At 35.2% G+C, this 20,671-nt stretch carries 22 protein-coding genes and 1 riboswitch; of the genes, 11 read left to right on the top strand and 11 right to left on the bottom strand.

All coding sequences use genetic code 11. From position 1 onward, the window contains the following. Nucleotides 1-232: 232 nt before the first annotated feature. The 9 genes from MLOOGBEN_RS10585 to thiT form a co-directional block, all read right to left on the bottom strand. Nucleotides 233-433, bottom strand: a complete 201-nt coding sequence (locus tag MLOOGBEN_RS10585; RefSeq protein WP_179158228.1) for a sigma-Y antisigma factor component — start codon at nt 431-433, stop codon at nt 233-235. Beyond that, nucleotides 430-777: a YxlC family protein gene (locus tag MLOOGBEN_RS10580; RefSeq protein ID WP_179158227.1), complete on the bottom strand. Its 348-nt coding sequence runs from the start codon at nt 775-777 to the stop codon at nt 430-432. The genes MLOOGBEN_RS10585 and MLOOGBEN_RS10580 overlap by 4 nt, the downstream gene beginning before the upstream one ends. Beyond that, on the bottom strand, nt 731-1,288 hold the full coding sequence (gene sigY / locus MLOOGBEN_RS10575; protein WP_179158226.1) for an RNA polymerase sigma factor SigY: 558 nt from the start codon (nt 1,286-1,288) through the stop codon (nt 731-733). The genes MLOOGBEN_RS10580 and sigY overlap by 47 nt, the downstream gene beginning before the upstream one ends. A gap of 150 nt (nt 1,289-1,438) precedes the next feature. Next, nucleotides 1,439-3,469 carry a transglycosylase domain-containing protein gene (locus MLOOGBEN_RS10570; protein WP_218781140.1) on the bottom strand — a complete coding sequence of 677 codons (2,031 nt, stop codon included), beginning with the start codon at nt 3,467-3,469 and terminating at the stop codon, nt 1,439-1,441. 113 nt (nt 3,470-3,582) lie between these two features. Next, a complete protein-coding gene (locus MLOOGBEN_RS10565) occupies nt 3,583-4,038 on the bottom strand; it encodes a helix-turn-helix transcriptional regulator (protein WP_179158225.1) in 456 nt (151 codons plus the stop codon). Between the two features lie 103 nt (nt 4,039-4,141). Beyond that, on the bottom strand, nt 4,142-4,306 hold the full coding sequence (locus MLOOGBEN_RS10560) for a FeoB-associated Cys-rich membrane protein (RefSeq protein WP_179158224.1): 165 nt from the start codon (nt 4,304-4,306) through the stop codon (nt 4,142-4,144). 17 nt (nt 4,307-4,323) lie between these two features. Further along, a complete protein-coding gene (gene feoB, locus MLOOGBEN_RS10555; RefSeq protein ID WP_179158223.1) occupies nt 4,324-6,330 on the bottom strand; it encodes a ferrous iron transport protein B in 2,007 nt (668 codons plus the stop codon). After that, nucleotides 6,330-6,554, bottom strand: coding sequence for a FeoA family protein (locus MLOOGBEN_RS10550; protein WP_179158222.1), 225 nt, complete (start codon nt 6,552-6,554; stop codon nt 6,330-6,332). The genes feoB and MLOOGBEN_RS10550 overlap by 1 nt, the downstream gene beginning before the upstream one ends. Nucleotides 6,555-6,691: 137 nt before the next feature. Beyond that, nucleotides 6,692-7,264 carry an energy-coupled thiamine transporter ThiT gene (gene thiT, locus MLOOGBEN_RS10545; RefSeq protein WP_179158221.1) on the bottom strand — a complete coding sequence of 191 codons (573 nt, stop codon included), beginning with the start codon at nt 7,262-7,264 and terminating at the stop codon, nt 6,692-6,694. Nucleotides 7,265-7,393: 129 nt separating this feature from the next. Continuing rightward, a riboswitch (TPP riboswitch) is annotated at nt 7,394-7,500 on the bottom strand. Nucleotides 7,501-7,620: 120 nt separating this feature from the next. Here thiT and MLOOGBEN_RS10540 point away from each other — a divergent pair. From MLOOGBEN_RS10540 to MLOOGBEN_RS10525, 4 genes are all read left to right on the top strand, one after another. Then, nucleotides 7,621-8,754 (top strand): histidine kinase N-terminal domain-containing protein, encoded by a 1,134-nt coding sequence (locus MLOOGBEN_RS10540; protein WP_179158220.1) that lies wholly within the window; start codon nt 7,621-7,623, stop codon nt 8,752-8,754. 209 nt (nt 8,755-8,963) lie between these two features. Further along, entirely contained in the window at nt 8,964-9,341 is a 378-nt protein-coding gene (locus MLOOGBEN_RS10535) for a MerR family transcriptional regulator (RefSeq protein WP_218781139.1), read from the top strand. Between the two features lie 61 nt (nt 9,342-9,402). Then, a complete protein-coding gene (locus MLOOGBEN_RS10530; RefSeq protein WP_179158219.1) occupies nt 9,403-10,755 on the top strand; it encodes a hemolysin family protein in 1,353 nt (450 codons plus the stop codon). A 128-nt stretch (nt 10,756-10,883) separates the two neighbouring features. Beyond that, nucleotides 10,884-11,060 (top strand): hypothetical protein, encoded by a 177-nt coding sequence (locus tag MLOOGBEN_RS10525; protein WP_179158218.1) that lies wholly within the window; start codon nt 10,884-10,886, stop codon nt 11,058-11,060. Between the two features lie 81 nt (nt 11,061-11,141). Here the strand turns inward: MLOOGBEN_RS10525 and MLOOGBEN_RS10520 are convergent, their stop codons facing one another. Then, a complete protein-coding gene (locus MLOOGBEN_RS10520; protein WP_256989040.1) occupies nt 11,142-11,477 on the bottom strand; it encodes a hypothetical protein in 336 nt (111 codons plus the stop codon). Between the two features lie 307 nt (nt 11,478-11,784). Between MLOOGBEN_RS10520 and MLOOGBEN_RS10515 the strand changes: the two genes are divergently transcribed. From MLOOGBEN_RS10515 to MLOOGBEN_RS10490, 6 genes are all read left to right on the top strand, one after another. Continuing rightward, nucleotides 11,785-12,081: a HesB/YadR/YfhF family protein gene (locus MLOOGBEN_RS10515; RefSeq protein WP_179158217.1), complete on the top strand. Its 297-nt coding sequence runs from the start codon at nt 11,785-11,787 to the stop codon at nt 12,079-12,081. 277 nt (nt 12,082-12,358) lie between these two features. After that, nucleotides 12,359-13,072, top strand: coding sequence for a F0F1 ATP synthase subunit A (atpB, locus tag MLOOGBEN_RS10510; protein ID WP_179158216.1), 714 nt, complete (start codon nt 12,359-12,361; stop codon nt 13,070-13,072). Between the two features lie 55 nt (nt 13,073-13,127). Then, complete coding sequence (locus tag MLOOGBEN_RS10505) at nt 13,128-13,514, top strand: F0F1 ATP synthase subunit B (protein ID WP_179158215.1); 387 nt, start codon at nt 13,128-13,130, stop codon at nt 13,512-13,514. A 3-nt stretch (nt 13,515-13,517) separates the two neighbouring features. Further along, on the top strand, nt 13,518-14,489 hold the full coding sequence (locus tag MLOOGBEN_RS10500) for an AtpZ/AtpI family protein (protein WP_179158214.1): 972 nt from the start codon (nt 13,518-13,520) through the stop codon (nt 14,487-14,489). 87 nt (nt 14,490-14,576) lie between these two features. Continuing rightward, nucleotides 14,577-15,833, top strand: a complete 1,257-nt coding sequence (locus MLOOGBEN_RS10495; RefSeq protein ID WP_179158213.1) for a DUF445 domain-containing protein — start codon at nt 14,577-14,579, stop codon at nt 15,831-15,833. Between the two features lie 287 nt (nt 15,834-16,120). Then, on the top strand, nt 16,121-17,197 hold the full coding sequence (locus tag MLOOGBEN_RS10490; protein WP_179158212.1) for a putative glycoside hydrolase: 1,077 nt from the start codon (nt 16,121-16,123) through the stop codon (nt 17,195-17,197). A gap of 89 nt (nt 17,198-17,286) precedes the next feature. Here the strand turns inward: MLOOGBEN_RS10490 and MLOOGBEN_RS10485 are convergent, their stop codons facing one another. Then, entirely contained in the window at nt 17,287-18,570 is a 1,284-nt protein-coding gene (locus tag MLOOGBEN_RS10485) for a purine/pyrimidine permease (protein ID WP_179158211.1), read from the bottom strand. 385 nt (nt 18,571-18,955) lie between these two features. On the opposite strand from MLOOGBEN_RS10485, the gene MLOOGBEN_RS10480 reads away from it, so the two are divergent. After that, a complete protein-coding gene (locus tag MLOOGBEN_RS10480; RefSeq protein ID WP_179158210.1) occupies nt 18,956-20,665 on the top strand; it encodes a PucR family transcriptional regulator in 1,710 nt (569 codons plus the stop codon). Nucleotides 20,666-20,671: the final 6 nt, after the last annotated feature.

Raw genomic sequence — 20,671 nt, 5'->3', positions numbered from 1 at the left:
TTACGTACGATAAAAAACGCAACCTGTGTTTTGATTTTCATCTAATTAAAATATGGAATCATTAAAAAGAGATCATAATGGACCAGGTTACATTCAAGTATTCAGTTGCTGATAAAGTGCTGTGTAATACAATCATTTCGTAACCCTCCATTTCCTTTTTTTTCATCCTTTGTTAGATTATCACCAGTTCATTTAAATGTCAATTCCCATTTTTCAGAATTTTCCTATTTGATTAATCTGTCCTTTTTCGAAATATCTTACGAATAAATACTAAGTAAAAAAGAGTTGGCATCGGAGCTTGAATGAGGCCGACGATTCCCCATAACCAATAGTTGTGATTTCGTTTCCTAGCATCTAAGAATAAATAGATACTTTGGAGAAAAAGAATAGCAGCAACAATAACGATAAGAGTTGGTGAGTAATCATTATTCATTGATTTTTCACCTTCTTACGAAACCTAGAAATTGTATAGTATGCAATAAATACCGGAGTAATGATTTGAATGAAAATAAAAACTACTGGCATCTGATAAAAAGAAACAATGATTCCACTTAAGATAAATAAGGCAATTATCAGAAATATGGATAGTTCTTTCCTTAATTTTTTTCTGCTATTTTCCTTCTCAGTTCGTACCATGTTTTCAAACCACTGGAGATCCGGAGTATATACAGGGAATTGATCAACCTTGCTCCACCCTTCTTGCATTTTGTGAATAGCATCCAAGTCATGTTTATTTTGTTGTTCGTTGTCGAGTATGACGACCTTCTGTTTCTTCACCTAGTTTCAGCTCCCTTCTTACCGCCAAAATTCCATTATGAACTCTTGATTTCACCGTTCCAGAGGATATTTTCATCCATGCACCAATCTCATCATAGGAGTAACCATAATAATGCTTCAGTACAATGGGAACCCTAACGTCAACAGGTAATTTACCTAATGCCTCTAGCGCATCGTTCCATTCCTCATTCCGGCTTTCAAAATGCCATTTCAGCTTTCGATAAACTTCTTCTTGTCCTTTCCATTGGTTTTCTCTTTTTTGTTTTCTGCATTGGTCAATATAAGCATTGGTAGCAATGGAAATCAGCCAAGTGGAAAATTTGCTTTGACCATTATAGAGATGAATTTTTTGAATACATTTTGCCATTGTTTCCTGTGCAAGTTCCTCTGCAATATCTGGATTCATTGTAATTTTCATTAAGTACTTTACAAGGAACGGATAATTTTCTTTAAACAACATGGCAAATGCAAGATGATCCCCTTCTTTTGCACTTTTTATTAACGGATCCATCACACTTGTCCTCTCTTTCCCCCATCTATCCCTCTTTTTCTGTTTATGTATAAGACGGTAAAGTATTAATTTCGTTCATATTTTATAATATTTTTATTGAATATATAAATCTCTAACACAAAAGGCACGAATAATTTCGTGCCTTACGCATTAGTGATTCATATTAGGGCCAATTTTTTTCCAGCGCTTTTCCCACTTTTCCTTTTGTTTCCTCCACTTTTCTTCCCATTTCCTTGCACCTTTATTAATATGCTCTTCAATTGCATCTAGGTCCATTTCTATTTCTTCCTCTTGCTTCTTTTGAATCAATCCATCGATGAATGGGACATTAAAGCTGGTTGAAGGCGTGCCTTTTAATGCCTCCTTCATGACTTCACGAAATACAATGGCTGCACCTGCACTGCTAGTTGTTTTCAAATAATGTTTTTCATCTGTTTTATCATAGCCGACCCAGACCGCTCCAACTAATTGTGGAGTATAACCTACAAACCATTGATCCTTGACACCTTTAACTCCTTCAATTGGTACTTGCGTTGAGCCTGTTTTTCCGGCAATTTCTCTACCAGGGATTTGAGCGTTTTTTCCAGACCCGTGGTCAACAACACCAAGCAGCATTGTGTTTATGTCCTCTGATACAGCTTTTGTAGTGACTCTTTCCTTTCTTTCCTTCCATTCTGCTACTGTATTCCCTTCTGCATCCACAATCTTTTTAATAACATGGGCTTTCATCCGAACCCCATTATTTGAGAAGGCAGAATAGGCCTCAGCCATTATCAACGGAGATACTCCTTCTTCTACTCCTCCAAGTGCAAGTGATAGATTGCGGTCACCCTTTTCTAGTGGTATTCCAAAACGTTCGGCCGAATCTAATCCCTTTTCAATCCCAATTTCGTTCAATAACCAGACAGCTGCAACATTTTTTGAATCCCTTACTGCTTCATACATAGGAACTTCCCCAGCGTATTCATGGTTGTAATTGCTCGGCTCATATTCACCAAAGCTCATCGGTTCATCCTTTAACATATCGGTTATTTCCCAGCCATTTTCGAGTGCAGGAGTATAGACTGCGAGCGGTTTAATGGATGAACCTGGCTGTGCCTTTAACCCCGTTGCTCGATTATATCCTCTAAAAGTGTGCTCTCCGCGTCCACCAACAATGGCGCGGATTCCACCTGTTTTGGGATCAATTAATATTCCGCCGCTTTGGACCATTTGGTCAGTACCTTTTGGGAATAACTCATCTTTTTGATAGGTTTTCTCCATAGCATTCTGCATAGTAGAATCAAGCTCAGTGTAAATCTGATATCCGCCAGTTAATAATTCATCCTGTGATAAATGATATACATTAATCGCCTCTTCAAAGACTTGGTCAACATAGTGAGGATACTTCCCTCGGAACGGGTCTCCTCCTTTATCATTTAATATTACTTTTTCATTCATGGCTTGTTCATACTGCTGAATCGTTATATATCCCTGGTTCTTCATTTGTGCTAAAACAAGATTTCTCCTTTGTGTTGCTTTTTCTAAGTGGTGATAGGGATTTAAAGCAGAAGGTGCTTTAATCAAACCTGCCAGCAATGCCGATTCGCTAATGGACAGATCCTTGACATCTTTTCCAAAGTAATTTCGTGCAGCATGCTTTATCCCCCAAGCACCATCACCAAAATATATCTGGTTTAAATACATTTGAAGGATTTCCTGTTTGCTGTATTGTCGCTCAATTTGCATGGCAAGGAATACCTCATCTACTTTTCTCTTTAACGTTTTTTGAGAGGTAAGCAGTGTGTTTTTCGTTAATTGCTGGGTAATGGTACTGCCGCCTTCTACCATACCACGAGCTTTGATATCCCTTATCAGTGCTCTTGTAATACCAATATAATCGACGCCATGATGCTCGTAGAATCGGTGGTCCTCTATGGCAATGACGGCATTCTTCAAAGAGTCAGGTACCTGATTGATAGGGACACCTTCATTTTTATTTGCTGAAACTTTACTTGCAACCTCTCCATTCAAATCATAAAATACAGTTGCCTGGGGAAGCTCATTCCTTAGTGAAGAAATATCCGCATCCATTGAATATGCATATACGATACCTAGAAAGCCTAAAACTAAAAGCGAAAACGAGAGAACCATTAGTTGGTTCATATGCCATCGCTTCCAATTATTCACTACCTTTTTCATGGTTCCTCCTAAAAAAATAAAAATAGTAATGCAGGACATCATTTTCTTTTTCCCTAAATAGGGTAAAATTATCCAAAAAGAAAAGCATTCGAAAAAAATTCGAATGCTTTTCTTTAATCGTTCTTTGTTAATTCTTTAAATCGTATTTTTGATTGTTTTTCATCAAAGCTGCTGTATACCCGATAATGTTTGTCATCCAATATTCGGAAATGCTTGCTAAGAATATTCTGTTGAAGGATGAATCCGTTTTTCCTTGAGACCTCACGCCACCAAATTCGGCCTCCAAACGTTTTCATTTTCCGATAATCAATACCTTCGCGAGCAACAGTCTCCAAAACTTCAAGCGGTTCATTTCCAAATAGAAATTGGACCGTTTCTGTCTCCCTGAATAAAGCACATACAGTAACAACAGTAGACCAGCCTGCAAGGACCCTTCCTTTTTCGACCTGTACTAGGGTTTTCTTTGACACTCCAATGATTTCCGCCATTTTATCCTGGGTATAGCCTGCTTCTGTACGAATCAATCGCAATTTATCTGAAACTAGCATAATGATTTCTTCCCTATTCATGCTAAGACCTTCTTTCAAAAACCTACTAGTGTAATTTTACACAAGTTGCCTTATTTTTAAAAGAAAAAACTGCTATCGTTTAAATGATAGCAGTTTTAGCGTTTTATTTAGGAGGAATCCCACATTGACTTTGAGTAGAACAGGACTTTTCAAGATCACATGCTGCACATTTTCCTTTTTTTGATTTATTAATAAACTTCACTAATGCCCATGCTGCATAACCAAAAATTGCAGCGCCTATTATGAAACTACCTATATTTGCTATCATACGGAACACCTACCTAATTAGACTAATCCAAACAGTTTACCGCCTTGATAAATGACCAAACACAAAACATATGCAATAAATAGTGCGTAAAGGATAGAAAATGCAGTCCATTTCTTTGAACCTGTTTCTTTATAAATGGTTGCAGCAGTGGCTAAACATGGTATATATAATAGTATAAAAACCATAAAGCTATAGGCAGCCAGCGGTGTGTAAAAATCACTCAATAAACCTTGCAGACTCGCGTTTTCTGGAACAAAGTAAATAATATTCATGGTTGAAATAATTGCTTCTTTTGCTAAGAATCCTGTTATTAAAGATGCTGCAGCCTGCCAAGTACCAAATCCTATTGGCTCTAATAGCGGTGCAAACAAATTACCTATTGCAGCTAAAAAGCTGTCATCCATATCCACTTTTAATCCATTCGGGCCTGAATATGATAATAGCCAAATGAAAACGGAGCCTGCAAAGATAAACGTTCCTGCCTTTCTAACAAAACCTTTGCCCTTATCCCAGGTACTTCTCCAAAGCGATTGAACTTGAGGAAGACGATATGGCGGCAGCTCTATAACGAATAAAGATATTTCTGATTTTAATAATGTTTTAGTAAATATTTTTGCTAGTAGTAACGCGACAACGATTCCTAGAACATAAAGACTTAATACCACTAGTGCTTTATGACCCACAAAAAATGCTCCAACAAATAATGCATAAACCGGTAAGCGTGCTGAGCATGACATTAATGGTGTCAATAATATGGTCATTAGTCTCTCTCTTGGTGTTTCTATCGTTCTTGCAGCCATAATTCCAGGAACATTACAGCCAAATCCAATCATCATTGGAATAAATGCCTTTCCATTTAGTCCAACAGACTCCATAATCCGGTCCATTACGAGGGCAACCCTAGCCATGTACCCAGAATCCTCTAACAGGGAAATAAAAAAGAAGAGAATAAATATCTGTGGAACAAATACCAGTACCCCGCCGACACCAGCAATCAGTCCTTCAATAATCAATGCATGGATAAAGTCTGAAGCATGAATAACACCAAGGAATTTTTCGAAGCCTGTTGTCACTGGTCCTGTTAATATCCCGTCCAAAATATCAGATAATGGAGTACCCAGCCAATCAAAGGTCAGCATAAACATCAAATACATACATATTAGGAAGATTGGCATTCCTAAATAGTGATTGGTTACGATGGCGTCAATTCTTTCAGACAAAGGTACAATGGTACTCCCCTTTTGAACAGATGCCTCTACTATTTTTTCTATAACTTCTTTTCTCTTCCGATAAATATAGTTTGCCAGCGATTTAACATGACTATTTTCTTGTTTTACGACTGATTCCAAATTTGAAACAAGTGATACCAGTATACTAGGTTCTACAAGATCAGAAAGATAATGATTTACGTATTCATTCCCCTCAAATAGTTGTAGGGCGAGCCATCTTGGTGAATGCTCTGTTTTTCCTATTAGCTCCATACTTAATTTGGTTATACCGTCCTCGATTGCTTTTCCATAGTAAACATGTTTTTTTACCTTTGAATGATCCGTACTTGTTGAGATAACTTCTATTAAAGTGTCGCAGCCTTTACCACTTCTTGCCACAACTGGTACAACGGGTACACCTAAAATCTGGGATAACTTATCTGTATCTATATTAATGCCGCGATTATTCGCGACGTCAATCATATTCAAACCAATCAAGGCAGGTTTCTCATATTCGAGAAGCTGCAAGGTCAAATGCAAATTTCGTTCTAATTGAGAAGCATCGAGAATATTTAACAGTCTATCAACTTGTTCCTCTAGAAAGTAAGTGGTAACGACTCCTTCATCCTTTGATAATGGATTCAAGGAATATATTCCAGGCAAATCAATTAATTTTCCTATATGATTCTTGAAAACCCCGACTTTCTTTTCAACTGTAACGCCGCTCCAGTTGCCCACATACTCATAGGATCCTGTAAGATTATTAAACAATGAGGTTTTACCTGTATTTGGGTTTCCAATAAGGGCAATTTCCATTACACTCTCTCCACTTCTATTAAACACGCTTCTTTGCGACGGAGTCCTACACACTGTCCACAAGACTCAATCATGACTGGCCCGCCAAAAGGCATAACACATTTTACACAAACTTCAGATCCTTCTGTTATTCCTAGGTCCAATAACCTTCTTTGGACTAGGCGTCCAACCTTAGAAATATTAATTATTTTCCCTTTTTCTCCTATTTTAAAAGAACCGAACATCCTTATCACCCTATCGCATTTTAATTGAGAATGATTATCTTTATTTATACCCTCATTTTACCATTGAAAAATAAATCATTCTGTGACAAAAATTTGAAAAAAAAATAGAAAAGTCACAGACTTTTCTATTTTTCAACTTATAGCATTTTTTTTGGTGCTGCACTAATGACAAGGATTACAAGGACTGCGCTTACGATAAAGCTTGGAAGCATATATGTTCCATTGTAAACAAAGGAATAAACTGCAACTGGCTGACCAGCAGGTGCATATTCACCAAAGAATACGATACCCGAATACACATGAGCAAGATAACGCAAGGCACTTCCTAAAAACGTTCCTAAAAGAACAAATGTAACCCAATTTCTTGTATTATTCTTAAGAGAAGACTTCACCTGTGAAGCAAAAATTCCAGCTAAACCAACCACTGAAAAAGCAATTCCATAATCAATAATTCCTTGAAGAAGGGTATAAATTTGAGAAAATCCAAGGATGAATTGAAGTAAACCTAGTAAAAATCCAGACAAGATTCCTCCTTTTATTCCCCAACGAAATGACATTAGGAAAATCGGAATCATCGCGATTGAAATCGAACCTCCTTGTGGCCATATCTTTAATGACAATAGCCCCGAAACAAGATCCAATAAATAAGCAAGTGCAGAAAATACGCTCACTTCAACTAAAAATAATGTGTTATTACGTTTTTTTTCCATAAATGTTCCCCCCTATAGTTTGTGTATTGGAGAACGTTCGATAGGTATTACTCCTAAGAATTAATATGGCGCCTTAAAAACAAAAAAACAATGCAGGACAGTTAGGATTGTCTGCATTGTTAACTTTTAATAGTTGGCAAACCACATCCCTACGCTAGCGTTAACTAACAGGTTCATAGGGTCAGAACTCGAACGATCACTCTCAGCCGCCATAAGCAGCTCCCCCTGTGGAAATATTTAATTGATTTCATAAACGAATATACTATTTTTATAGAACTTTTACAAGGAAAAACTTCCATACATGGTATAATAATAAATAACTAGTCAGTTTGACATGTCCTAGGAGGAAAACTGTGATGTTATCTGAAGTACAAACGGAATTAATAGCCTTTTTTGATGAGAATAAAGAAAGTTTAGTACGTGAGTGGGAAAAGTCAATTGTCATTTCTAACGGGGATCCCTATAAAGAAAAAATACGTGAAAATGGAATTGCTTTATTTAATGTTATCCTAACTATGCATACAATGAGTGAGGAAGAGCTATTAGAGATTATCAAAAAATATGCTCTTGAAATTTCTGAGGAAAGAGCTCTGGCGAATATTAATATCGGTGACTTTGTTTATAATGTTAATCTTGGCAGAAGTGTGTTCTACAGTTATCTACACAGGGCTGGTCTTCAGTGGGAAGACCTTCAGGAATCGATTAATAAGATAAATTATACTTTTGATAAATTTCTATATTATGCGGTTACACACTATACAGAAGCTAAAAACAAAATCATTGAAGAAAAAACAATGTTTATTGATTCAACTCATCAGGACCGATTAACACTTCTTGGACAAATGACATCTAGTTTTATTCATGAATTTCGAAACCCTCTAACATCGATTCAAGGTTTTGTTCAGCTGCTTAAGGCTGACCATCCTAATATGAAATATTTAGAGATTATTTCCAGTGAGTTAGAACAGTTGAATTTCCGGATTTCGCAATTTTTACTTCTATCTAAAAAAGAACTAATTGGAAAAGAAAAAGAACAGTTTCATCTAAATAAATTGATTGATGAAGTCTTAAATTTCTTATATCCGAGTATTTTAGATGGGAAAGTAAAAATAAAGAAAGAAATCGTCGATGAGATCACACTTTATGGATATGCGGATGAAATGCGGCAAGTACTCATCAATATTATATTTAATGCGATTGACGTGTTAAATCATCACAGAATCTCTAATCCAATTATTGAGATTAAAAGTCATATAGAGAATCATACACATGTTTTTTTCTCCATTTCCAATAATGGTCCAATGATTCCTTCAGAATTAAGTAAAACAATATTCGAGCCATTCTTTACAACCAAAAAACTCGGTACTGGACTTGGGCTTTTCGTTTGTAAAGAAATCATTGAAAAACATAAGGGTGATTTAACCTGTATTTCAACTCCAGAATTAACCGTTTTTACACTTAAATTACCTCTTGCTGCGTCTCCTATGTAGGAGACGTTTATTTCTGATTATTTTTTGAAAATTTATAATTTTACAATTCATATAGACAGGACTTTTTTCATAAAATGTTGATACCAACTAATATACTAACTAGAACGTTTGACTGTACAGTTGTAATTTACTATAATTGTTTGTAAATTTAGTTACCGAGGTGATTTGATGGGGCTGTCTATCGTATCGGTGAATTAGCAGAAATTGCAATGGTTTCCAAACGAACAATTGATTATTATACATCAATTGGTTTATTAAGCGCAGAACGTTCGAAATCTAATTACCGAATTTATTCTGATGATTCCTTAAGGGATTTAAAGTTTATTGAAGAGTGTAAGAATTTACACTATCCGCTTGAAGAGATTAAAAGAAAACTAGATAGGAAGAAAGAAAAAAAAATTCGTGATTCAGAAGTGGAGAAACATGTAGATGCAGTAACACAGCAAATGCAGCAGTTACAAAATGATTTAGTTGACCTAATCCCAGTTGTTGAAAAATTAGATGACCTGCAGAAAGAGAAATTCACAACAAATCTAATGTTGCTAAAATCAGTCTTGATGAAATCCCTTTTGAATGTAACGAGTTAATTTTTTTAAATTACTAGGAGGTGACTCCTTAACTCGTATTTAACGAGCTAAGGGAACTTATTTGGACATATTTAACTTGGTTATAATAGCCATTTTAATTGCATTAACTGCCTTTTTTGTAACTTCAGAGTTTGCTATTGTCAAGATTCGAAGTTCAAGAATTGATCAGTTAATTGAAGAAGGTAATTCGAGTGCTATTTCAGCAAAAAAAGTAATTTCAAACCTGGATGAATATCTTTCAGCCTGTCAGTTAGGAATTACCATTACTGCCCTGGCTTTAGGTTGGATTGGGGAATCAACGATTGAGCATTTACTCGCTCCCCTTTTTAATGGGCTGGAGATCCCTGAAGGTGTTTCCCACATCTTATCGATTGGGATTGCCTTCGCGACAATTACATTTTTACATGTTGTCGTAGGAGAGCTTGCACCTAAAACACTGGCTATACAGAAAGCTGAAATGATTACTCTGCTTATGTCACGGCCTTTAATTCTCTTTTATAAAGTGATGTATCCCTTTATTTGGTTATTAAATGGGTCAGCACGGATCGTAACGAGCATTTTTGGTCTTAAGCCAGTCTCTGAGAGCGAAATGGCACATACAGAGGAAGAGCTTCGAATTATCCTTTCTGAAAGCTATAAAAGCGGCGAAATTAACCAATCTGAGTTTAAGTATGTAAATAAAATTTTTGAATTTGATAACCGGATTGCCAAAGAAATTATGGTTCCCCGGACGGAAATCGTTTCATTGTCGAAAGATGATACATTAGATACTTTTCTCCAAGTAATTCGCGAGGAAAAATATACCAGATATCCGATTATTGATGGTGATAAAGACCATATCATTGGTCTAGTTAATATTAAAGAAATGGTGACAGATTTAATTAGTAAAGAAACCCTTTCAACTAAAACGCTGGAGCATTATACCCGCCCAATTATTAGAGTAATTGAAACGATTCCCATTCATGATTTACTCGTCAAAATGCAGAAAGATCGAATGCATATGGCTATATTAATGGATGAATATGGCGGAACATCGGGATTAGTTACAGTTGAAGATATTCTCGAGGAAATTGTTGGTGAAATCCGCGATGAATTTGATTCCGATGAAATACCTATGATACGTAAAATTAAGGAACATCACTATATTATCGACTCAAAGGTTTTAGTTACAGAAGTCAATGACTTGTTAGGAGTCGACATTGATGATGAAGATATAGACACTATTGGCGGCTGGATATTAACTGAAAATTATGAAGCAAAAGAAGGAGACTCCATCCATCACGAATCATATAGCTTTAAAATACTCGATATGGAGGAGCATCACATTAAGTATATTGAGGTAACAAAGAAAATCAATGAAGAGGAACCAAGCGAAAATAAAATTTCCTTACCACAAACAGAGGTACTCTCCTAAAAACAGACCCGAAAAAAACAGGCCAATTTCGGTCTGTTTTTTTGTAATAAAATTGTAATATTACTTCTATAATCCAATCAACTCCCCCTTTGAGAACATATTCTAAACTAAAGGGGGGAGAACTTACGATGGAATTAATTTTCTTATTTTTAGCGTCTATACTTTCTGGCTTTGCCTTAATGAGCTTTGAGCCGGTATCATTTTTAAGTTTCTTAGGTCCAGTTTTTGATATCGTTGGCGCCTTAGCAATCATTATCTTTTCTTCAGCACTACTATTTAAAGGGGTTAAATCACTATTTAAATAGATTTGTAAACGGCTACATTTTTTTGTAAAATATCAAATGAAAAAAGGTCAGATTTTTACTTCTGATCTTTTTTCATTGCAATTATTTGTTTTTTAAGATTATGATGTCTTCTTCTGCTCGGGCTAATTTGATGAGGTGTGAATCCAGACGTCGATTAATATGTTGAATATCCTCACCTTTTCCTGAATGATTCTTTATTTCCTTTACTACAGTGCTCTGTACTTCTTCAATACGCTGCAGGCATTCTTTTATATCTGATAAGTCAATCTGGTTAACCTCTACTCGATGCTCAATACTATCCATTTGTTCTAATCGAGAAAGTCTGTGCTCAATATTTTCTAATGTTTTATTAAAAGTATGAATTAACGTTTTTATATCGGATATGTCCTCTGTCAATTTATCAAGTTTATGCTCCATCATAATAACTCCCTTTTCGTAGTAAGTATATTTTATCATCTTTAACAATTTAAATATGTTACAAATTCCAAAACAATACTGAACGATTTTTATTTTAGTATCCACCATTTAAGATGATTATTGCAGAAATATGAACGATTTATAAAATCAGCCTTCTAATAGGTATCCTCGTGAAAAATGTCACATGCAATTCTAATAAAAAGCCTTAATCTAATATCATAAGAAATGATAATAGTTCTTTTACATTTCCCGGGTTTTCAATCTTAGTTTTGGATATTACCATTTTGAAAAGGTTGGTGCATTTTATATGTTAATTTCAATTGATGAAAAAGCTGCAAAGTGGTTTACAAGTGAATTCGAGATCAATACCGTAAGAATGTTTCCGCGATACAGTGGTTTCGGTGAAAAAAACAAGGGCTTTAGCCTTGCATTTTCAGCAGAGGCACCAACAAATGTTGGCTTTACGAAAGAAATTAATGGGATTAACTTCTATGTTGAAGGAAATGATGTATGGTTCTTCGAGGATACTGAAACCTGTCTATCATTTAACGATGAAATGAATGAAATTCAAATAACTTTTAAGGAAACTATGGCGGTAAACTAGTTCTCCTCCAAAAAACAACTTAGGGCAGCCATCTTAACTGGCTGCCCTTATTCCTTTATTATTACTATTCAAATCAAAATAAATTGTATAAGCAACTATATATTAAAATTGTTTGTAACCTTGCTAACTTTATAATTCTGAAAATTAGCAATAAATTGTGAACTATGTTGCAATAATATTTGATTGGCTTTATAATGAAAGCGCTAACCTAGTAAATATTTCCTATGTCTTAAGCAATAAAGCTTATTTAACCTATAATAGAAAGGGGTTAGACATCATGGAACATTCTAGGCCACAAGTAGTACTTTTTAATTTGACCTTCGATTTATCCATCATTTTGACCACCACCATCGCAGCCATTCTGGTCTTTTTCATTGCTTACCTTGCTACAAGAAACCTCACAGAAGGTATACCTAAAAAATGGCAAAACTTTATGGAATGGATCATGGACTTTGTTAGGGATATCATGAATAATTCAATGGGTCCAAACAATAATTTATTTATTTTGTCCACCGGGGTATCTCTTTTAATGTATTTGTTTATTGCCAATCTTTTAGGCGTCCCCTTTTCAATCATAACCATTGAAGAACACCCTGTTTCATGGTGGCGCTCCCCGACCGCTGATGCTCATGTTACCATGACATTAGCCATCATGATCATCGCCTACACACATTTCATCGACATTCGTCTACATGGATTTAAACATTATTTGCGCAGCTTTTTCAAACCCTTTAAAGCCTTGTTTACCATTAATATCTTGGAACAATTTGCTACAACTTTAACCTTAGGGCTAAGATTATTTGGTAATATATATGCTGGGGAAGTAATGCTTGCTCTCCTTGCTGGTGCTGTAACCCATGGATTCGCAGTCGCTTCACTAGCCGCTATTCCTCTCCTCATTTGGCAGGCATTTTGTGTCTTCATCGGTGCTATTCAGGCTTACATATTTGTAACACTTACAATGGTTTATATTGCTCACCGCTTAACATAAAAAGAAAATACGAAAAGCGGAAGTAAACAAATAAAATGAAAGGAGTTGAATTACTATGGGTGATATTACACTGTTTGGACTTCCCATCTCTTTTGGAACCATGATTTATCAAGCTCTTATTTTTACTGTTTTAGTCTTTATTTTAAAGAAACTTGTTTTCAAGAAGTTAGTTGAAGTCTTGGATAGCAGAAAACAACATATTGAAAATCAGCTTCAATTAACAGACCAATATAAGCAGGAAGCTGAGAAAAATTTGGAACTTAGTGCCGAAGTTCTTAATCAAGCTAGAAAAGACGCCAGGGAAATAATGAGGCATAGTGAACACGAAGCCAGATTAATGATTTTGGACGCTAAAGCACAGGCTAAAGAAATACTAATGGAAGTGAAAGAGAAATCATTCCGTTCCCAATCATTTGTGCATAAAGATAGTAAGGGGGCGTAAAATATGAGACACAAGTTTACCAAGTACTTAGGCAGTGTAACTGAGAATCTTGAATTAGGTTTTGAAGAAAAATTTATTTACGTTCATTACACAAAAGGAAAAACAGAAAAAACAGCTTGTATTTTAAAAAATAATGAAAAAACGAAAAGTGAATATTTAGAGTCCTTCTTCGAAGAAAACAAGGTGTCTGAAGAAATGAAAAAGGAGGTAAGAAAATTTCTTAACAATGAAAAAAACTTTAACAATCAACATTGGAACGAGTTTTCAAACTTTTTAATGAAAACCCTTTCACTCAATATGGTATTTGGATTAACAATCGCCTTAACGGTCTTCGGGTTTTATAAAATTGGATCTTTCTTAGATGCCCAATACGGTTTCCAACCGTGGTTAACCGTTTTATTTACTTTTATTGGAATTGGAATTGGAGGACTTACAGGGTTCGTAATGGTCCAAAAGTATTTTAAAACACCTGTAAAAGACACTTCTCAGAAAGATTATGACGTACAAAGAGAACAAAATGAAACTACTGACTATCCCATGATTGATGTTACCATTGATCAAGTTCGGAAAGCTGTGAGACAATTTTCAGATAACCTGCCAAAAGGTGTATACCGTACGATTATTGTTCAGGAGGATAACAGTATCGATTTTAAACAGCTGGCCAATATTCTAGGTGGGCTTCCTACCAAGAAGTATTATATGTCTAAAGAAACCTATGATCTTTTTGAGGAAAAAGACAAGAATATTCCTGTTGAAATGGACATGGTACAAAAAGCAGTAGACTTGTTTGTAAAGGAACGCAAGGAATACCCAATGCTGCGCTTTGATCCAAATCGAAGAGTTAACTATTACCAATTACTTCAAGAAAAATATTTGAAATCTGCACCCGAAACACAGTTTTATATCACGGAATTGGATGGGCTTATAACACATATTAAACCTGAAAAGAGAAAATTGGAAAACTCCTCTCATTAAGATAGGAGTTTTTTTTTGCTTTTTTTTGCGATATTGAGATAATAGCATTAGCAATGCATACTTTAGTAAAAAATGAGGGATTCAAAGATGTCGAGAAAAAAGAATAAATCGAAGCACTTAGCGACGATTTCTCTAGCTGTAATGGGATTAGGTTTTGTCGTGACCTTCCCTTTTCAGGATTCCCTATGGGGAATAATCCTTCAAGGGGGATTTGAAGCAGGGTTGGTCGGAGGACTTGCCGATTGGTTTGCAGTTACTGCATTATTTCGTCACCCTCTAGGTATACCAATACCTCATACAGCACTTTTACCAAAAAATCGTAAAAGAATTATAGCAGCGATTATTTCAATGCTTGAAAATGATTGGCTGACCAAAGAAAGCATTAGAAAAAAAATATCGAGCATTTCATTTACCGAGAAACTATTTCATTTAGCACAGAATTCGTTAAGCGGACAGCCTGTGAGAAATGCTGTTGTTAACTTGATTCAACATTTACTTCATTCTATTGAAAGTAAAAAGCTGGCACCCATCATCGCAGAAGAATTAGAATTAAAGCTTAAAGATTTAAACGTAAGTAACTACCTTCCCTCAGCCATTGATCAACTGTTAAATAGGAAGTATGATGAAAAAGCACTCGATTTCATTCTAAAAGAAGTAGATGATTGGGCAAAAAGGGAAAGTACAAAAGAAAGACTTGGCAGGATGGCAGTAGATGCACTTGAAAATATCAAAGCAGATGGTTTTATGCAATTTGCACTTAAATCATTTACGAACATTGTTAATGAGGAAAAATTAGGGAATATTATTCAAGGTCTTATACAAAAAGGTGTAAAAAGCTTTAGTGACCCTTTTAATCCAAATAGGCAAACCTTACTTTTTCATATAAACACAAAACTACAAGATATTAAATCCGACGAAAATCTCGCTTTGGAATTAAACACCATAAAGGAACAAATGATTTCAGAATGGGAGTTAGAGGATAAAATCACGGAATTTGTTGAACAGTTAAAACAAAAAGCAAGTTCCCTTATCAAAGCACCTAACTTTTACGAAGGTTATCTCCTCCCTCTCTTATCCAAGGCACTTGAAAACCTGAAAGCAGATAATGACAAATTCGAGGCTATTGAGTCTTGGATTCAGGATCAAATTTCTATTTTTGTGGATAATAATCATGCGAAAATTGGAAAGCTTGTTGAGGAGAACTTAGAAAAATTGGATAATGAAACTCTCATTGACATGATAGAAAATAATGTTGGAAAGGACCTGCAATGGATCCGAGTAAACGGCGCCGTCTGCGGATTCCTAATCGGCCTAATCCTAGTAGGATTGAAATTGATTTTTTAAAAATGCAGACTGTATTAAAAGGTGAATATTAATTAGTTTAAATAAGTTGATTTGTGCGGAGGGCGCTCGACTCCTGCGGGAGAACGGGGCAGGGGAGACCCCGCAGGCGCTTCAGCGCCGAGGAGGCTCCCCGGACCGCCCGCGGAAAGCGTAGCGCCCGGAGCCCAAATCAACGGACTAATTTATTATAAAAATTGGGCTATCTTGATCTACAAGATAGCTTTTTTTTATAAAAATCACCTTAAATGAACAACCTATTAAGTAATAAATAATAAAGGAGCGATGTTATGAGAAAATTATTGTTAACTCTTTTTGTCATCCTTTTAACCTGCAGCCCTCCATTTCATGAAATAGTTCTAGCTTCTAAACCATTTCCAGAACCTATCAGAGGTATCTATGTAAATGCTCCCAATACAAATAAACCTATATTTAACCAATTGCTTTCACTCGTTAACAGCACCGATTTAAACGCAATGGTCATTGATATTAAAGATGATCATGGGAATCTTACCTTCATCCCTTCAAAAAAATCACCCTATTACACAATAGGACGTCCATACATTCCAAATCCTTCTTCACTCATGAATACATTAAAAAAGAATAACATCTACCCAATCGCCAGAATTGTCGTCTTTAAGGACAATGTATTAGCGAATAAGAATTCAAATTTAACTTATAAAACCACTAATGGAATATGGAAAAATGCCCGGGGAGATTCCTTCACTAACCCCTTTCTTAAGGAAGTTTGGGATTATAATATCGGGATAGCTATGGAAGCAGTAAGAATTGGATTTAAAGAAATTCAATTTGATTATGTACGATTCCCTGAGAAGTTTGAAAAGGTAGAAAACCAACTTATTTACGATAAATCGGCATTTAAAGGAAATAGGGTTGCAGCTGTAAGCGAGTTTGTAAGATACGCTAAAGAAAAACTCAAGCCCTATAATGTGAAGGTTTCAGTCGATGTCTTTGGAAATGCAACCGTCATTCCTGAAGCAGCAGGAATTGGCCAGAATTTCACAAATATCGCTCAGAACGTTGATGTTATTTCTGCGATGATTTATCCAAGTCATTGGACAGCAATATTTGGTATTCAAAAGCCTGATTTACAGCCCTATCACCTCGTTGAGGGCTATGCTAAGGTTGAAAATGAACGATTAAAGAAGTTAAATAATCCCCCAATATCTCGGCCATGGCTGCAAGATTTTACTGCTTCTTGGCTTGGAAATGGTAATTATAAGGTCTATGGCAAGAAAGAAGTAGAAGATCAAATCCGAGCTTTACATACACAGGGAATCAATGAGTACTTGTTATGGAATGCAACCAATAACTATACGCCAAACGTTGATTATACACCCTATTAATGTAAGTTCAAAAATCAATAGATCGGGTGATTTATTTTCTCTATCAGCACTCAAAATAGTGAAGCTGCAGAAACATTTGCCTCTGCAGCTTAATTTTTTGGTTTCCAAAGTTGTTCAAAAATAAGCACTAGAAATGTTCCTACTAATAAACCATTTTTACCTATATTTTGAATGGTATATGGAAGACCTTTAAAGGTCTCATCGGGTAAAAACATGACTCCAATACCAAATAGTAAAGATATCCCAATAATAGTAATATTCCTGTCATTTAACGGCTGTTTTGTCAGTGAACGAATTGCTATTCCCAGCATCTCGATTAGTGTGGCTAGAAGTGCTGCGCTGGCTACTGGTAAAGGTAAGGTGGACAACAAGCCAACAATACTTGGAGACAATGAAATGATTACCATAATCCCACAAGCAAACAGAAAAGGAATAGTACGATATTGTTTTGTTAATCTGACAAAACCGGCTGTAGCTGGCAATGGTACAACAGCAATTGTTGAGAATACTGCTGAAAAAAGATGAGAAACTCCCCCTATCCACGTTCCCCGAATAAGTTTTTCATGGAATTGTCCTTTATTATTTGGAATTGATTCCTCTGCAGCAGAAATGGCAGCAAATGTATTAGAAATGAGCAAAAAGGTGAATAAAATAGCTGTAACCAATACACCGCCAGTTATTTTTGGAAAACCCCATGGGAAAATTTCCGGGAGCTCAATAAAATCAGTATAAATTGAAATGCTAAGATGACCTTTTCCAAAAACAATAAATGTAATCCACCCTGCTAAGATTCCTAATAAGATGGCATAGCTCTTTATCCAGCCTTTAGCTTTTGAAGAAAATATAATAATAATAAAAAAAACAAAAATAGAGAGGAGAAAGCTGACCACATCCATCTGTCCGGTCCTGTTATCTATTGACACCATCCCTTTAATAAAGACTCCACTTAATTGGATGGCTAAAATAAACAGAAACGTGCCAGTTACAATTGGTGTAAAGAGAAACAATAAATGTTTAACCCATTTTGTTATCCCTAGTATAAATAATAATAATCCAGCAACGATTAAACCAGCCTCAAGTGTTTGTAATGTCTCGATCATGGTCATTCCTTGCTGCGTGCCAATACTTGCAAAAATAACAAAAATACTTACCCAAGAACCGGCTGGCCCATCTGCAATGGGAAATCGATGGCCGAATTTCGCCTGCATAAACGAACTAAGCCCGACAATAAAAAAAGTTCGCTGCATTAAAGCTGATATTTCAGTTGCAGTAAGCTGAAATACATTTCCAATTACAATTGGAAGTGCAATAGAATTAGCCAGCAAATAGACAAACCATTGAAACCCACTTAAGTATTTGTTTTCTGTATTCATAGAGGATTTAGTAACCTTTCAAATTTCTAAAAGTATCCAAGTTCGGATCATATTTCGTAGTGAAAAAACAAAGTTTTAGAAAAACTTCTAATATTTTATGGTTATCTTGCCCAAAATAACATCATTCAAGTTATGCAATATGCACAAAAAATTATATTTAACTTGACTGAAGATACCTACAGGGTAAATATACCTCCTTTTTAATAAAAAGATTCATTTTAAGCAAAGGAGTAAGTAATAATAACTTTCTATCCCTTATTACATATACCATTTTAATTCTAAAGCCTATAATCGTCATTGTTTAACTGAACCAAAAAGACTTGAATTCATTTGAGCATGTTGTACAATTAATAGTGACGAAATGATAATTTAGGATGTGTAAAGATTGTTGACTGTTAAGGACCTTATTGAAATTAAAGCCATTGATGGATTAAAAATAGTAGCTGGGGAAAAAGGGATTAATAATGAGATAACCATTGTTAATATTATTGAAAATCCTGAGGCTTTCGACTGGCTTTCACCAAATGAACTTCTTTTATCTACAGGATATATCTTTAAAGACAATAAAGAATTACAGAATCGAATCATTAAGGAGCTTTCAGACATTAACTGCGCGGGACTAGTTATCAAAATGAAAAGATATTTTGATGAACTCCCACAAAACATGATCGACCAAGCAAACAAACTTGGATTACCTTTACTAGAGTTACCATTTGAATATACTTTATCAAAAGTCATCTCGATTATTAATGAAAAAGCATCAGGTAGATACGATTTATTAAATAGAAAAACCCTAGACATTCATAACTTATTTTTTAGAATTACACTAGAAGGCGGCGGAATTGATAGAATATTATCAATGTTATCTGAGACCATTAATAATCCGATTATTTTTGTAAATGAAGATTGGAAGCTAGTTGACTTTACAGAACACGTAAATAATAAAGTCCCGCTTTCATACTGTCTTGACTTGGTGAAAAATAGACCCGTATTCTCAAAAGAATTCATTGACTCTATTCCAAAAAATGTTAGTGAAATTAAAAAGACGATTAAACGAATTTATTATTTAGAAGGCATGGAAATAAAATGCAGAATCCTGCCTGTTGCAGCAGGAAACTCTATTTATGGATATATAATTGTATGGCAAACAGTAAGAGAATTGGCTGAATTTGACTTCATTATTTTAGAACAGGCATCGACAAACATTGCACTTGAAAGGATAAAAGCCAAGGAAATAGAGGAAGTAAAATTAAAAATCAGACAGGACTTTTTCGATGATTTACTAACTGGAAAAATTACCTCTAGCGAAACCATCCATACACTAAGTGAAATGCATGGACTTCATTCAAATTATATGTATTACTGTATTGTGATTAATTTAGAATCAGAGGAGTTTCAGCAGTATGAGGATATGGTGGCTAGAAGGGTTAGCTTGGAGAATAAAGCTAGAAAATGTGTAGAGTTAATTTATGATTACGCTAATAAAGCAGACGGAGAAGTTACCTGCTTTCATCGAAACAATCGAATCATCATCTTAATTGGACAGCACGAAAACCGGCCAGCAGTTTCTGTATACGAAGCAAAACAATACACGAATAACCTATACAGTATCCTGAATAAGCAAATTAGCAATTCTACCTTCTTAATCGGAATTGGCAGACAGTATGGAACGATTCGTTCTCTTCATAAAAGCTTTTCAGAAGCTAATGAATCAATAAGATTAATGCAAAAGTTTGAAGACAATGGTGGAGTTTCTCACTTTGAGGATCATTCTATCTATCACTTTTTAGATTCCAATATTAAAGACATGGAATTAGAAGAATTTTTTATGAAGCGGCTCGGAAAAGTTTATGAAAACGATCAATTACATGGAACAAGCTACATTATTACATTAGAGAATTATTTTCAGAATAACCTTAATATCAGCGAAACATCAAAAGCGATGTTCTTGCACCGGAACACACTCATCTATAGAATAGAGAAAATCAAAGAAATATTAAATTCTGATTTAAAGAATTCAGAGGAACTGCTTCAAATCCAATTAGCATTAAAGATTTTTAGACTTTTAAATAAGAAACTTCACACAGATTCATAAGACGAA

Origin of the sequence: Bacillus sp. EB106-08-02-XG196, from assembly GCF_013396335.1 — a bacterium.
Lineage (GTDB): Bacteria > Bacillota > Bacilli > Bacillales > Cytobacillaceae > Neobacillus.
Note: the sequence above shows the minus strand (reverse complement) of the source record. Positions and strands in the feature narration are given on the sequence as shown.